This is a genomic window from Sphingorhabdus lacus (assembly GCF_009768975.1).
Taxonomy (GTDB): Bacteria; Pseudomonadota; Alphaproteobacteria; order Sphingomonadales; family Sphingomonadaceae; genus Sphingorhabdus_B; species Sphingorhabdus_B lacus.
In genome coordinates this window covers 2,446,389-2,461,427 of record NZ_CP035733.1, presented here as the reverse complement: position 1 = coordinate 2,461,427, position 15,039 = coordinate 2,446,389, and the positions used below count along the sequence as shown (strand labels likewise).

The window sequence follows — 15,039 nt, the reverse complement described above, 5'->3', positions numbered from 1 at the left end:
ATGGGTCATCCCGTCGTCCACGCCGCTGCATATCCCGACAAGCCTGCCGTGATCATGGCAGGGTCCGGAGAGACGGTTACATACCGCCAACTGGATGAACGGTCTAACCAGTGTGCACATCTTTTCCGGTCACTGGGGTTGAAGCATGGCGACACCGTTGCGCTCTGTCTGGATAACCGGCCCGAATTTTTCGATCTGGTCTGGGGCGCGCAGCGTGCCGGGCTGATTTATGTCGCGATCAGCTGCCGTCTGACGGCTTCGGAAATGGATTATATATTAAACGACAGTGGTTCGACCGCGCTCTTTGCCTCCACCTATCTCGGGGCGACGCTGGATCAGTTACAAAGCCCTGTTAAGCGCTTTATTTTGGGCGGTGAACATGCCGGCTGGACTTCTTATGCCGATGCCGTTGCTACCATGCCGACGACCCCGATTGCGGATGAACGGGCCGGTACCGACATGCTGTATAGTTCGGGTACAACCGGTCAGCCCAAGGGCGTCCGCTTCCCTCTACCCGAAGACCCGGACATCGCATCGCCTAACGCATTATCCGGCCTTGCCGCGATGGCGTTCAAATTTTCTTCCAACAGCATCTATTTGTCGCCTGCGCCGCTTTATCATGCGGCACCGTTGCGGTGGTGCATTGCGGTGCACCGGCTGGGCGGAACGGTTGTCGTCATGGAAAAATTTGATCCAGAGGCAGCGCTCGCCGCGATCGAAAAATACAAGATTAATGCCAGCCAATGGGTGCCAACCCATTTCGCCCGGATGCTGAAATTGCCGGAAGATGTCCGGAACAGCTATGATGTGTCGTCGCTGGAAACGGCGGTCCATGCGGCGGCACCATGTCCGATCCCGATCAAAGAGGCGATGATCGAATGGTGGGGCCCCGTTCTGCGCGAATATTATGCCGGCACCGAAGGTCAGGGCATCACCTTCATTTCCAGCGAAGAGTGGCTGACCCATAAAGGTTCGGTCGGGCGTCCGCTTAACGCCGTCATGCACATCTGCGATGAAAATGGCGACGATGTCGAAGTGGGTCAGGAAGGTACGGTCTTTTTCGAAAGCGAGAATGTCTTTAGCTACCACAACGACGAAGAGAAGACGAGGAACGCAACCAACAAACATGGCTGGACGACGCTGGGTGATGTGGGCCGGCTAGATGAGGAAGGCTATCTCTACCTCACCGACCGCAAGAGTTTCATGATCATTTCGGGCGGCGTGAACATCTATCCGCAGGAAATCGAAAACCATCTGGTCACCCATCCCAAGGTCAGGGATGTCGCCGTCATTGGCGGGCCCCATGATGAAATGGGCGAAGAGGTGATCGCTGTGGTCCAGCCACTCGATATGACCGAAGCTGGTGATTCCTTACGGGACGAACTGACCGCTTATGCGCGGGAAAAATTGTCGGGGATCAAAATTCCGCGACGGATCGATTTCCGGGAAGAGCTACCCCGTCACGACACAGGCAAATTGTACAAGCGCCTGTTACGGGACGAATATTGGGCCGAGAAAAAGGCGTGAGTGCAGGCCCGAAAATACCACCCGATCTGGCGGCGACAATCGTCGATCCGCTGGCCTATGGCGCTTGGCAACCGCTGTTGGATGCCTATGCGACGCTGCGCCGTGAGGCACCGATCGCTCTGGCGGAAATTCCCGGTTACCGACCGTTCTGGGTGGTGACACGGCATGCGGATATTCTGAAGATCAGTAAGGACAATACGACATTCCTCAACAATCCCGCGACGGTTGTTCTGGCCCCGATCATGGCCGAAATGTTCGTTGCCCACCTGATGAACGGCAGCCCGCATCTGGTGAAATCGCTCGTCCAGATGGACGCGCCAGAGCATCCCAAATACCGCCGTCTGACGCAAGACTGGTTTATGCCTGCCAATCTCAAGACGATTGAGGCGAATATCCGGACCATTGCGAAAGCATCGGTCGACAAGATGCTGGCCATGGGCGGTGAATGTGATTTTGCGCGGGATGTTGCCTCCATGTATCCACTGCACGTGGTGATGGAATTGCTCGGCGTTCCGGAAAGTGATGAGCCTTTAATGCTCAAACTGACACAGGAACTTTTCGGCGGGCAGGACCCGGACCTGAACCGGACACGCGCGGTGCAGATGTCGGCCGAAGAAGCCACCAAGATCATGGCGCAAACCGTTGCGGATTTTAACGCCTATTTCGAAGCGATGGCGCAGGACCGCAGGGCGAATCCGCGACAGGATCTCGCCACCATCATTGCGACAGGGATGATCGACGGCGCGCCGATCCCTGATTACGAAAGCGCTGGTTATTATACGATTGTCGCTACAGCAGGCCACGACACGACGTCGGCGTCGACTGCCGGAGCCATGTGGGCGTTGGCGCAAGATCCGGAGCAGTTTGCGAAGGTGAAGGCGGACCGCACGCTGTTGCCCGGATTGATTGAAGAAGCCATTCGTTGGACGACGCCCGTGCAGCATTTCATGCGGACCGTAGCAGCCGATACGGAAATTGGCGGTGTCTCCATGAAAGCGGGCGACTGGCTTATGCTCTGCTATATCTCCGGAAATTACGACGAGTCGGTGTTTCCGGAACCCGAGCGGTTCGATGCGACACGCAGTCCCAACCGGCATATTTCCTTCGGTTCGGGTGCACATCAATGTCTCGGCTTGCATCTCGCCCGATTGGAGATGAAGATATTGTTCGAAGAGTTACTCGACCGGCTGGATTCGGTTGAACTTGCTGGTGAACCCAAACGGTCGCAGTCGACTTTTGTCGGCGGGCCAAAAACATTACCGCTGCGTTTCAAAGCAGCTTGAACGAAAGAGGATGCTCCCATGGTAACGCAATATAAGAATCTTATCGGCGGCGAATTGGTCGACAACGGCAAATGGATCGATGTCGTAAACCCGGCGAACGAACAGGTGATTGGACAAGTGCCCGATTGCGGTCAGGCCGAATTGGACAAAGCCGTCGCAGCAGCGCGTGCCGCGTTTCCCAAATGGAAGAAAACAAGCGTCGAAGAACGCCGCGCCTGTTTTGCCAAAATGGCGGATGCCATCAAGGCGAACAGTGATGAGCTGATGCGCTTGCTGACCAGCGAGCAGGGTAAGCCGCATATGCAGGCAGGCAGCGAGATTGCCGGTTGCGTCGGCATGACGCGGGCTTTGCCCACACTGAATCTGGAAGAGAAGATCAGCGAAGATAGCGACAAGCGCCTGAGCCGCACCCGCCGGGTACCCGTCGGTGTTGTGGGCGGCATTGTGCCCTGGAATTTCCCGGTCCTGATGGCCGTGCAAAAGATTGTGCCTGCATTGCTTTCGGGCTGCACCATGGTTCTGAAGCCTTCGCCCTTCACGCCGTTGGCAACCTTGCGGATGGCCGAATTGATTGCCGGTGTCTTCCCCGCAGGTGTCCTGAATGTCATAACCGGAGGTGACGCGCTTGGTCCGTTGCTGACGTCGCATCCCGACATCGACAAGATTACCTTCACGGGTTCAACCGCAACCGGCAAGCGCGTGATGGAATCGGCGTCGAAGGATCTGAAGCGTATCACGCTTGAGCTGGGCGGAAATGATGCGGCGATCGTGTTGCCGGACGCGGATGTCGCGAAGGTGGCTGAAAAGCTGTTCTGGGCCAGCTTCTATAATGCGGGTCAGGTCTGCATTGCGGCCAAGCGCATTTATATCCACGAAGATATTTATGACGAGCTTTCGGCAGCAATTGCGGCCTATGCCGGTGCCGTAAAGGTTGGCGATGGTGCGGAGCAGGGCACCGCCATTGGTCCGATCCAGAACAAGCAGCAATATAACCGCGTTCTGGAACTCATCGCCGATGCAAAGGACAAGGGGTATAAATTCCTTGTCGGCGGCGACCATGATCCATCGATCCCAGGCTATTTCGTCCCCGTAACGGTGCTCGACAATCCGCCGGAAGACGCACGCATTGTGGCCGAAGAGCAATTTGGCCCGGTCATGCCTCTGATGAAATTCTCGACCGTTGATGAGGTCATCAGCCGCGCCAATGCTTCGGATTATGGATTGGCCGGTTCGATTTGGACCAGCAACCCCGAAGCTGCGGTTGAAGTTGCCGAGCAACTCGAAACGGGCACGGTCTGGATCAACGAATCGATGCATCTCGCGCCCAATGCTCCTTTTGCCGGACATAAGCAGTCGGGCTTCGGTGCGGAATTGGGTGAAGAAGGATTGCTGGAATTCACCTATCCGCAAGTCATCACAATCGCGCGCGAAGCCGCCTAACCCCCATTCGCCTTCATACTAGGGCGAAGGGTGATAATCTCAACTTGACTCTCTTGGGTCAAAGTTTAATCGTCTGATTAAATTTTGACCCATAGGAGAGTGAAGATGGCAGATGCCTATATTGTAGACGCAGTGCGGACCGCCGGTGGACGGCGTGGTGGAAAGCTCGCCGGGGTACATCCGGTGGATCTGGGTGCCGCGGTGCTTGATGCCATCGCGGACCGTAATGATTTTGACCCCGCCGCTATCGAAGATGTCATCATGGGGTGCGTCATACAGGGTGGCGAGCAAGCCGGTGATGTCGGTCGCAATATCGTACTCGCTTCGAAATTGCCGAACTCCATCCCGTCGGTGAGCATCGACCGTCAATGCGGATCGTCGCAGCAGTCGATGCAATTCGCCGCACAGGGTGTCATGTCGGGAACGCAGGATATCGTTCTTGCGGCCGGCATTGAAAGCATGACACGCGTTCCCATGGGTTCGACGTCGATGCTGTTCAAGAAAGAAGGTCTGGGCACCTATAAGAGCCCACGGCTCGAAGAAGCCTATCCCGGCATCATGTTCAGCCAGTTCATGGGCGCCGAAATGCTGGTCAAAAAGCATGGCTTTACGCGCGAAGACCTGGATCGCTTTGCGCTCGAATCCCATCAAAAAGCAAAAGCCGCCACGGAATCGGGCGCCTTTGCGAATGAAATAGTGGGCGTCGAAGTGGAAACACCCGAAGGCAATATCATCCATAGCAGCGACGAAGGCATCCGCTTCGACGCCACGATGGAAAGCCTTTCCGCCGTCAAGCTTTTGCAGGAAGGCGGATCGATCACCGCAGCAAATGCCAGCCAGATTTGTGACGGCGCCAGTGCGGTGCTGATCGTGTCGGAGCGCGCCCTGAAAGAGCATGGCCTGACCCCGCGTGCACGCATCGTCAATTTGACGGTGACGGCCGGCGATCCTGTCATCATGCTTGAAGAACCGCTCTTTGCAACCGACCGCGCGTTCCAGCGCTCGGGGATGAAGATCGAAGATATTGACCTCTACGAAGTCAACGAAGCCTTCGCGCCGGTTCCGCTCGCTTGGCTCAAGCATGTCGGCGCTGATCGGTCGAAAATCAACGTAAATGGGGGCGCGATCGCTTTGGGTCATCCCTTGGGTGCCTCGGGCACCAAGTTGATGGCAACGCTGCTCAACGCGCTGGAAGCGCGCAAGGGCAAATATGGTTTGCAGACGATGTGTGAAGGTGGCGGTCAAGCCAACGTTACAATCATCGAACGCGTGTAACGCGCATCACCAAAAACGCAGTCGCCCTGAACTTGTTTCAGGGTCTTAGTCGGCGACGTTGAAAAAAAGACCCTGAAACAAGTTCAGGGTGACTGTGAAAAGAAAAGGAAAGACATCAAAATGAAACTGGATTCCACAATTGCCGCCGTCGTGACCGGCGGGGCTTCCGGCCTTGGCGAAGCCACGGCGCGTCAGCTTGCTGCCAAGGGTGTAAAGGTCGCCATATTCGATTTGCAGGCGGAAAAAGGCATGGCAGTCGCCGCCGAAATCGGAGGCGTCTTTTGTGAGGTGAACGTCACTAGCGACGAGAGCGTGGACGCTGGCTTTGCCAAGGCGCGTGCAGCGCACGGGCAGGAGCGTATCCTGGTAAATTGTGCCGGAACCGGCAATGCAGCAAAGACGGCGAGCCGGTCGAAAGAAGATGGTTCCATCAAGCATTTCCCGCTCGATGCCTTTGACCGCATCATCCAGATCAACCTTGTTGGTACATTCCGGTGCATCGCAAAATCGGCGGCTGGTATGCTGACGCTTGATCCGATGGAAGACGGCGAGCGCGGCGCGATGGTCAACACCGCTTCGGTTGCCGCCGAAGACGGCCAGATGGGTCAGGCGGCCTATTCCGCGTCCAAGGGTGGCGTTGTCGGTATGACCTTGCCGATCGCACGCGACCTGATGAGCGAAGGCATTCGGGTGAACACTATCCTGCCCGGTATCTTCAACACGCCACTGATGAACGGCGCGCCCCAACAGGTGAAGGATGCGCTGGCCGCATCGGTGCCTTTCCCCAAGCGTCTCGGCAATCCCGAAGAATATGCGATGGTCGCGCTGACCATGATCGAATGCGGCTACTTCAATGGCGAAGATGTGCGCATTGACGGCGCCATCCGTATGGCGCCGCGCTAAGGCCATGACCGACTTCACCCAGATCCGTTATGACGTGGCCGACAGTATCGCCACCATCACGCTCAATCGCCCGGAAAAGATGAACGCCTTCACGAATGTGATGATGCGGGAAATGTGCTCGGCCTTTGATCTGGTGGATGCCGATGATGCCGTCCGTGCCGTCATCGTAACGGGTTCGGGTGAGCGGGCTTTCTGCGCAGGGGCCGATCTGACGCCTGATGGCGGCGGTGATGTTTTTGCCAGCGGGTCGAAGGTCGAATCGCTGTCGGATGAGCGGGTGCGCGATTCCGGCGGGCGGCTTACGCTTCGCATCTTCCAATGCAAAAAGCCGGTCATTGGCGCGATCAATGGCGCAGCGGTTGGCATCGGTGCGACGATGCAGCTGCCGATGGATTTCCGGCTGGCGAGCGATACTGCCCGTTTTGGCTTTGTCTTTGCGCGCCGCGGAATTGTGCCAGAGGCGGCATCCAGTTGGTTCCTGCCACGGCTGGTCGGCATGCAGCAGGCATTGGAATGGTGCATGACCGGACGGGTTTTTGACGCGGCTGAAGCGCTGAAGGGCGGCTTGGTCCGGTCGGTTCATGCGCCTACCGATCTGTTGCCCGAGGCGCAGAAGCTGGCGCGCGAGATTGCGGATAACACTGCGCCGGTCTCGATTGCGCTGACCAGAGCTATGCTGTGGCGCCTTCCGTCGGCGGATCATCCCATGGCTGCACATCAGATTGACAGCCGCGCGATATACCGCCGCGCCCGCTCCGGCGATGCGGCTGAAGGCATAGCCAGCTTCCTTGAAAAACGCTCTCCCAACTATCCGGATAAAATATCCACAGATTTGCCGGACTTCTTTCCTTGGTGGGATGAACCTGCTTATAAGTGACGCTACGTCAGGGAGGCGATGGGGAGCATATGGCCAGTAGTGGACCAAAGTTGATTAGCGACGCACCGGAAAGCGGAAATGCGCGCGACCAGTTGATTGAGGCGGCAAGCCAGATCATGCGCGATGGTGACACCATCGATTTGTCGCTTTCGGAACTGTCGATGCGCGCCGGTCTCAACAGCGCGCTCGTCAAATATTATTTCGGGAACAAGAACGGCTTGATGCTGGCCCTGCTCGACCGGGATATGGGCAATATCGTCCATGGCCTCGGGGCTTTGGTGGCCAAGGACATGCCGCCGGAAGAAAAGCTGCGGTTGCATATTGGCGCCGTGATCGATACCTATTACGCCTTTCCCTATCTCAACCGCCTGCTGATGCGCATGGTACGCGACAGCGCGCCGACCGAAGCCGCCCGGATCGCCGACCTCTACCTCCGCCCGATTTCCAAGGCCTATGACACGCTGATCAGCGAAGGCGTGAAAGCAGGCAAGTTCCGCAACATTGACCCGCAGTTTTTCTACTTCACGGTCACCGGTGCTGCGGATCGCTTCTATTCCTCCCGCCTAGTTTTGCGGCACTGTTATAATCAGGACGATTTCAACGAAAATATGCGCGACCGCTATCGCGACCATACAATCGATTTGATCATGCGGGGGCTATTGGCCTGACGCCCGGAGGCGCGCTCTAAAATCCGAGCGCGCTCCTGATTTCATCGCCGTCGGCATCAAGCATTGGCGGATGGGCGTAATTGGTCACCGGCGTTCCGGCATAATGCACCGGATGCTTCATGGTCCGATATTTCCCCAGCACAGGGCTTTCCACTTCTTCGAAAAACGCGACATCGGCCAGATGGGGATCCGTCAGCACGTCCGCCATCCGGTTATATTTCATCGCCGGTATGTCGTTTTCCGCCAACAGGTCGAGCCATTCGTCCGTGGTCCGTTCGGCCGTGACCTCTTCGATGAGCGCATAGAGTTCTCCGGTATGCTTGGTCCGTTCCTGATAGGTGGCAAATCGCGGGTCATCAAAGACGCCGGGCCGTCCACCCAGTTCGAAGAACTTCGCCCATTGCCGGTCGTTATAGGGAACGATGGCGATGAAACTGTCCTTCGTCGGATAGGGCCGCCGCCGCGGATTGACCGACCGTGTATAGCCCATCCGCCCGGTGCCCGGAATGAAGGTTTCGCCCCACAGATTTTCGACCATATGGAACCAGGTGAAGCATTCGAACATTGGAACCTGCACAAATTGGCCACCTTGTCCTCCCGCCCGGGCCAGCAACGCGGCCATGGTGGCATTGGCGGCGAACAGGCCGCTGACCTTGTCGGCAACCAAAGAAGGTGCATAGGTCGGCCGTCCGCCGTCCCGCTGTTCACTTAAGGCCGCAAAGCCGGACGCTGCCTGGATGAGATCATCATAGGCTTGCCGCTCCCCATAGGCTCCCCCTGCGCCAAAACCGGCGCAGTGCACATAAACGATATTGGGATTGATCGCTTTGACCGCATCATAGCCAAATCCAAGGCGCTCCATGCCGGCCATGCGGACATTGTGGATGAAGACGTCGGCTTCCTCCAGCAAGGCTTCGAGCACGGCCTTGTCTTCGGGCTTTTTAATGTTGAGGTTGATGGCCTTTTTGTTGCGGTTCAACGCGGCAAATATCGGCCCATGCTGCTTGGTAGGCGAATCGCCGGCGTGCCGCATCAGATCGCCCGGGGTGTTCCCTTCGCTATTTTCGATCTTGATGACCTCGGCCCCCAAGTCGGCAAGCTGCACGGTCGCGTAGGGGCCGAGCACGACGGTCGCCATATCCACGACTTTAATGCCTTTCAGGGGTCCTGTGGGCTCTTTGTCCCATTTTAGTTTCGGCCAGGCTGCCATCACGCTCTCCTTTATTCTTGCATCACCTGCTAGCATATTTAAGCGTACAGTTAAGAACTTTGTGAGAGGAATATCGGGTGGGTTTTGATGCACAAGCTCCCGTCATAATCGGGGTAGGTGAAGCAAGCCGCAGGACGGTTGCGGGCGAATGGCCGCGTCCGGTTGAACTGGCAGGCCAAGCCATAAAGGTTGCGCTCGCCGACACGGGTCAGGCAGATGCCGTCGCCGCGGCCATAGACGTGATCGCTGCTATCCGGACATTCGAAGACAGCGGTGTTTCGATGGGCACAGGTTCGCCCGATAATGTCCCCGAAGCCTTTGGCGCGGCAGGTGGCATTTCCGCCGCGCGGCTGATTTATGCCGATGTCGGCGGACAAAGTCCGCAGGCGATGGTCCACGAATTGGCGGGCGAGATCCGGCGTGGGGAGACCGGGTTGGCGGTCATTGTCGCGGCAGAGGCAATGGGCACCGCCAAGCGGGCGCGCAAGGCGGGCGTCGAACTGGATTGGCGTCTGGCGTCAGACACCCCTTTTGATAACAGGCTTTCAACTTTTCCGATATTGAGCCGGGCCGAAATCCGCCACGGCATCATATCAATGCCCCTGGCCTATTCGCTTCTCGAAAATGCGCGACGCTTGGGTCTCGGGCTGTCTCGTGAGGATTATCTGGTCCATATGGCCGAACTGGGCGCTGCCATGTCGGTCGCGTCTTTAGCGCGTGAGCATGCGCAATTCGCGAAGCATTTTACCGTCAGCGATCTGGTCCGGGATAATGAAAGCGACTATCCGCTGACCGATATATACCGACGCTGGCGGGTTGCGCAGGATGCAGTCGATCTGGGCGGCGCAGTCATTCTGACAAGCGCGGGCAAGGCGCGTGAACTGGGTGTGGCGGACGACAAGATGATCTGGCTCGCCGGTTCCAGCGAAACCAAAGAGCCCCCTTATAGTGAACGCAAGGACCTCACCCATCCAAAGGCGCTCGATTATGCGTTGCACGCGGCCCTGGACCAGGCGGGCTTTGAGGCAGCGCAGCTTGGGCCAGTCGATATCTATAGCTGCTTTCCCGTCGCGGTGTTCGCCGCCGTCGATACCTTGGGCGATCCTGCGCGCGCTCTCGGCGATTACACCATTACCGGCGGGCTTAATTTCTTCGGGGGTCCGGGCAATGGCTATGCAATGTACAGCATCGCTGCCGTCGTCCAACGGCTGCGTCAGGATCGAACCAAGCCGGCCCTGCTGACCGCCAATGGTGGCGTGATGTCCAAGCAGGCTGTCGGCATTTACACGGCGAGCCCCCCGCCGCGTCCGTGGACTGGCGAAATCCCGTCGGCATATCAGCCGGAATCGGTTGCTCTTGATGAAGCACCCCAAGGCACAGGCCGCGTGCTGACCTATGCGCGTCCCGTCGCCAAGGGCGTGACGGGCGCAGCAACGCTCTTGCTGGAAATGGAGAGTGGTGCCCGCGCGCTTGCTGTCATGGACGATGCGCCCCTCATGGATCTGGGCGGCGCGAAGGTTACCGTCACTCCAAGCGAAAAAAGACATAGCGCTACTATATATTGCTAATGTTCGGTTCAGGTTGCTACAGTTACCACTCCTCCAAGGAGAAAGATCATGCACAGCAAGTTGATTCTCGCGCTCGCCTTGCCCATTGCGGCGCTCACCTCATGCGGGGATGTCGATAGCACCCCAAAGCCTCTCACGGAAAAACAGTCTGAATTGCTGACTAAGGAACTGGCTGGCCGAGTAGCGGGCACTGCGGTCAACTGCATCAGCGATTTCAACAGCACCAATGTCGTGCGGGTCAGTGATGACATCCTGCTCTATCGTGTGTCCGGCAACCTGGTGTACAAAAACACATTGCGCAGCAGCTGCCCTGGTCTTGCGCGGGATAGCGATATCATGGTGACCGAGCAATTTGGCGGCCAGAAATGCCGGGGCGACCTTGTGAAGCTCGTCGACCGTACAAGCGGTATTCCAGGACCGGTGTGCAGCCTTGGTGAATTTGTGCCCTATCGGAAAGACAAGAGCGGCAACTGAACCTGCTGGTTAGGGCGCTCCCGCGATGAAATCGGCCAGTGCCTTGGCGAATTTTTCCGGTTGGTCCAGCATGATGAAATGATAGCTGCCCCTTATCTGGGTAGCCTTGAAATTGGGCGTTCCGGAATATTGCGGCAGGAAAGCGGCGGTGGATTGTTCGACGGTCATCGCGCTATCATCCTGCGCATAGAGCAAGGTGACCGGTGCGCTAATCTTGGACAGTTCAGGCCGCATATCGGTCGTCATGACATCCAGCAAAGCTTGCGCGATGACGCGGGGGTCCGAATTTCGGCTCCACCGGTCTACCGTCATGCGGCCACGCGGATTGTTGGTGAGTCCGCCTGCCTGGCTTTGCGGCCCCGGATCGCGGCCGGTATCGACCGGCTTGGGTTGGCCATAGGCTGACCGGATAGAGGCGGCCAGCCGTTCGGCCTGGGGACGGACGAGATCGACCGTGGCGGCGGGATGGAACAGGGTGCCGATGAACGGCAAGGCATCGACCACCATGACTTTCCGGACCAGATCGGGATAGCGGGCCGCAATCATCAATCCGGATAGGCCACCCAAAGAATGGCCCACGATCAGGGGCTTCTTCCCGCCCCCGGCCATAATCCTGTCCGCAATATAATCGCCTAGCTCGCGCACAAAGGGTTCCAGAACGGGGCCTTCACCATTGGCTTCGGCCGCATCGCCAAATCCGCGGATCTGAATCACATGCAGCCGAACGCACGACCGTTGGGCCGCACGCGTTGCGTCCCACACTTCGCGTGATGTTGCGAGGCCGGGGATCAGGATGACGTCATCAACATCACCTTGCGCTGGTCCCTCGATCTCGACGCTGAAATGGCGTCCGTCATAGGTTGACCGTTCGACTGCTGTGCTCGCGCTTGCGGCGCACTGCGGGGTCTGGGCCTTTGCTACGTTGGGCAGCAGCAGCGTCGCTGCGGCGATTATCAGGGGTAAGGTCAGCTTCAAGGTCAGTCTCCGGCGGTAATTTCAGTCGCGCACAAAAATGGCTTCGATGGTCAGATCGAACAGATCGGCTATGCGAAAGGCCAGGGGCAGGGACGGGTCATATTTTCCTGTTTCGATCGCATTGACCGACTGGCGCGACACGCCCAGCGCATCGGCCAGATCCTGCTGGCTCCAGTCGCGCTCGGCACGCAAGACTTTCAAACGGTTTTTCATGCTTTCCAACGCGCGATCGGGCCGGCCAGCCCCAGCATGGCAAACCAGATGACGCCCATCCATTGGGGTCCTGTTGCCACGACGTCATAGACCTGCAGAAATTGCCAAACGGTCACGATGACCAGGGTGAAGGCGGTTGCGAACAGGGTCTGCTTGGCAAACAGGAAACGTTGATATTCATCGTCCGTTTCCACCAACAACCGGAATATCGCCCAGAAGACGCCGATCACCGGAAAGGCGGTGATCAACGCAAGCCCGATACGCGTGGCCTGTCCATGGGCAGCGCCGCTGCGCGCAAAGGTCAGGCTGGCGGTCAGGATGACCACATAGGATGTCATGAAAAGAAGGATGCGGATGCTATACCGACGCATATAGGGCGCCATGCTGTTCCAATTTGCCATGTCAATGAACCTTTAATTTAAGACAAGGTCACTTTACATTCACTGAGAGGAATGTCAAGTTTCCTTTGCATATTGAATGAAGACGCACGTTAACCGGGGCATTCTGCGCCATTTCTGCGGGGTTGCGGCATTGGCCGCGGGCTGGCAAAGGGACACTTCTTAAACACACCAGAAAGTTAGTTTTTCCCATGTCCGAGATGATCCGCGTCACCCTTCCCGATGGCTCCGCCCGAGAAGTGCCCAGCGGAACTACCCCTGCGGAGATTGCCGCCGCAATTGGTCCGGGCCTTGCCAAGGCTGCTCTCGCCGCCCGTGTGGATGGCGAGGTGCGCGACATCATGCGGCCATTGGACAGCGATACGAATCTGGCGCTGATTACCGCGAAGGATGAGGCGGATGCCCTTGAACTGGCGCGGCATGACTTTGCGCATATCCTGGCCGAAGCGGTGCAGGCGCTGTTTCCCGGTACCCAGATTACGTTCGGGCCGGCGACCGATGACGGTTTCTATTATGATGTGATGGCACCCGCCAGCCGCGGGCCGTTCACGCTGGATGATCTGCCGGTTATTGAGGAAAAGATGCGCGAGATTATCCGCGCCGACAAGCCATTGCGCCGCGAGGTTATGTCGCGCGACGCGCTGATCGCGACATGGGCGGCAGCGGGCGAAAGCTTCAAGGCCGAATGGGCGCGTGAATTGCCCGATGGCGAAGAGCTGACGGTTTACTGGTCGGGCGATGACTGGATGGACATGTGCCGCGGGCCGCATCTGGCGTCGACCGGAAAGCTTGATCCGCAAGCATTCAAGCTGACGCGCGTAGCCGGTGCCTATTGGCGTGGCGACCAGAATAATGCCCAGCTGAGCCGCATCTACGGCACAGGCTGGCTGAACAAGAAGCAGCTTGATGCGCATCTGGTGCGCCTCGAAGAAGCGGCGAAGCGCGATCATCGCCGTTTGGGTCAGGATATGGACCTGTTCCATCTGCAGCAAGAGGCACATGGTTCGGTCTTCTGGCACCCGCATGGCTTTACCATCTGGCGGCAGCTTGAATCCTATATGCGCCGCGCCATTGATGCGACCGGCTATCAGGAAGTCAAAACGCCGCAGGTGATGGATGCGCGGCAGTGGGAACAGTCGGGCCATTGGGGCAAATATCGCGAAAATATGTTCGTGATCCCCGATGAAGTTCCGAATGTGGATGATGAAGGTCCGGTGATTTCGGGCGACGCCGACTGGATGGCGCTGAAGCCGATGAACTGTCCGGCGCATGTGCTGATCTTCCGGCAGGGTATCAAATCCTATCGCGACCTTCCGCTGCGGCTTTATGAGCATGGCTGCTGCCACCGCAACGAACCGCATGGCGCGTTGCACGGCCTGATGCGGGTGCGGCAGTTTACGCAGGACGATGCGCATATCTTCTGCCGCGAAGACCAGATTGTAGCCGAGGTGCAGGATTTCTGCGCATTGGCGGACCGGATCTATAAGGATTTCGGCTTTACCTATTCGATCAAGCTCGCGCTTCGCCCTGAAAAGCGGTTCGGGTCCGATGCCGATTGGGACAAGGCGGAAAATGAACTGCGCGACGCCGTTGTGCGCGCAGGGCTGGCGACCGAAGAATATGGTTGGGAAGAACTGCCCGGCGAAGGCGCCTTTTATGCGCCCAAGCTGGAATGGCATCTGACCGACGCCATCGGACGCACATGGCAGGTGGGGACAATCCAGTCGGACCGCGTTCTGCCCGAACGTCTGGATGCGAGCTATGTCGGTGAAGATGGCGCCCGCCACCGGCCCGTCATGCTGCACCGTGCGATCTTCGGCTCTTACGAACGGTTTATCGGCATCTTGATCGAACATTATGCCGGCCGCTTCCCGGTCTGGTTGGCACCCGTGCAGGCGGTGGTCGCGACCATCGTTTCGGACGCCGACGGCTATGCCGAACAGGTCGAGGCCAAGTTGAAGGTGGCTGGAATCCGGGTTGAGTCTGATCTTCGCAACGAAAAGATCAACTACAAGGTGCGTGAGCATAGCCTTGCGAAAGTCCCGCATCTGCTGGTTGTCGGCATGCGCGAGGCAGAGGAAGGCAAGGTTGCCATCCGTTCGCTTGGTTCGGAAGGGCAGCGGATCATGACGCTCGACGAAGCCATTGCGCTGCTGGTTGCCGAAGCAACACCGCCGGATTTGCGCGCTTGATCAGTTGGCGGCTCAGGACAATTTCCGATTAACAGT

Annotated in this window: 14 protein-coding genes; 10 read left to right on the top strand and 4 right to left on the bottom strand. The window is 57.9% G+C overall.

The genetic code is table 11. The features are described from left to right. The 7 genes from EUU25_RS11560 (at position 1) to EUU25_RS11530 (ending at position 7,973) form a co-directional block, all read left to right on the top strand. A complete protein-coding gene (locus EUU25_RS11560) occupies positions 1 to 1,527 on the top strand; it encodes an acyl-CoA synthetase (protein WP_158901125.1) in 1,527 nt (508 codons plus the stop codon). Next, positions 1,524 to 2,810, top strand: coding sequence for a cytochrome P450 (locus EUU25_RS11555; protein ID WP_158901123.1), 1,287 nt, complete (start codon positions 1,524 to 1,526; stop codon positions 2,808 to 2,810). The genes EUU25_RS11560 and EUU25_RS11555 overlap by 4 nt, the downstream gene beginning before the upstream one ends. Before the next feature lie 18 nt (positions 2,811 to 2,828). Next, positions 2,829 to 4,250, top strand: a complete 1,422-nt coding sequence (locus tag EUU25_RS11550) for an aldehyde dehydrogenase family protein (protein WP_158901121.1) — start codon at positions 2,829 to 2,831, stop codon at positions 4,248 to 4,250. A gap of 105 nt (positions 4,251 to 4,355) precedes the next feature. Next, a complete protein-coding gene (locus EUU25_RS11545) occupies positions 4,356 to 5,525 on the top strand; it encodes an acetyl-CoA C-acetyltransferase (protein WP_158901119.1) in 1,170 nt (389 codons plus the stop codon). Between the two features lie 120 nt (positions 5,526 to 5,645). Further along, positions 5,646 to 6,428, top strand: a complete 783-nt coding sequence (locus tag EUU25_RS11540) for an SDR family NAD(P)-dependent oxidoreductase (protein ID WP_158901118.1) — start codon at positions 5,646 to 5,648, stop codon at positions 6,426 to 6,428. 4 nt (positions 6,429 to 6,432) lie between these two features. Continuing rightward, the gene (locus tag EUU25_RS11535; RefSeq protein WP_158901116.1) at positions 6,433 to 7,305 is read left to right on the top strand and encodes a crotonase/enoyl-CoA hydratase family protein; all 873 of its coding nucleotides are present in this window, start codon (positions 6,433 to 6,435) and stop codon (positions 7,303 to 7,305) included. A gap of 29 nt (positions 7,306 to 7,334) precedes the next feature. Further along, the gene (locus EUU25_RS11530) at positions 7,335 to 7,973 is read left to right on the top strand and encodes a TetR family transcriptional regulator (protein WP_158901114.1); all 639 of its coding nucleotides are present in this window, start codon (positions 7,335 to 7,337) and stop codon (positions 7,971 to 7,973) included. A 16-nt stretch (positions 7,974 to 7,989) separates the two neighbouring features. Here EUU25_RS11530 and EUU25_RS11525 read toward each other — a convergent pair whose 3' ends face one another. Beyond that, positions 7,990 to 9,183, bottom strand: a complete 1,194-nt coding sequence (locus tag EUU25_RS11525; protein ID WP_158901112.1) for a CaiB/BaiF CoA transferase family protein — start codon at positions 9,181 to 9,183, stop codon at positions 7,990 to 7,992. 77 nt (positions 9,184 to 9,260) lie between these two features. On the opposite strand from EUU25_RS11525, the gene EUU25_RS11520 reads away from it, so the two are divergent. Both EUU25_RS11520 and EUU25_RS11515 read left to right on the top strand, forming a co-directional pair. Then, positions 9,261 to 10,751, top strand: a complete 1,491-nt coding sequence (locus EUU25_RS11520; protein ID WP_158901110.1) for a hypothetical protein — start codon at positions 9,261 to 9,263, stop codon at positions 10,749 to 10,751. A 48-nt stretch (positions 10,752 to 10,799) separates the two neighbouring features. After that, positions 10,800 to 11,225 carry a DUF6491 family protein gene (locus tag EUU25_RS11515; protein WP_158901108.1) on the top strand — a complete coding sequence of 142 codons (426 nt, stop codon included), beginning with the start codon at positions 10,800 to 10,802 and terminating at the stop codon, positions 11,223 to 11,225. 9 nt (positions 11,226 to 11,234) lie between these two features. Here EUU25_RS11515 and EUU25_RS11510 read toward each other — a convergent pair whose 3' ends face one another. From EUU25_RS11510 to EUU25_RS11500, 3 genes are read right to left on the bottom strand one after another with little or no spacing between them, the layout of a single operon-like run. Next, the gene (locus tag EUU25_RS11510; protein WP_246162695.1) at positions 11,235 to 12,200 is read right to left on the bottom strand and encodes an alpha/beta fold hydrolase; all 966 of its coding nucleotides are present in this window, start codon (positions 12,198 to 12,200) and stop codon (positions 11,235 to 11,237) included. A gap of 21 nt (positions 12,201 to 12,221) precedes the next feature. After that, positions 12,222 to 12,413, bottom strand: coding sequence for a helix-turn-helix transcriptional regulator (locus EUU25_RS11505; protein WP_158901106.1), 192 nt, complete (start codon positions 12,411 to 12,413; stop codon positions 12,222 to 12,224). Then, the gene (locus tag EUU25_RS11500; RefSeq protein WP_158901105.1) at positions 12,410 to 12,784 is read right to left on the bottom strand and encodes a hypothetical protein; all 375 of its coding nucleotides are present in this window, start codon (positions 12,782 to 12,784) and stop codon (positions 12,410 to 12,412) included. Before EUU25_RS11500 ends, EUU25_RS11505 begins: the two co-directional genes overlap by 4 nt. A gap of 218 nt (positions 12,785 to 13,002) precedes the next feature. On the opposite strand from EUU25_RS11500, the gene thrS reads away from it, so the two are divergent. Continuing rightward, positions 13,003 to 15,003 (top strand): threonine--tRNA ligase, encoded by a 2,001-nt coding sequence (gene thrS, locus EUU25_RS11495; RefSeq protein ID WP_187351271.1) that lies wholly within the window; start codon positions 13,003 to 13,005, stop codon positions 15,001 to 15,003. Positions 15,004 to 15,039 lie beyond the last annotated feature (36 nt).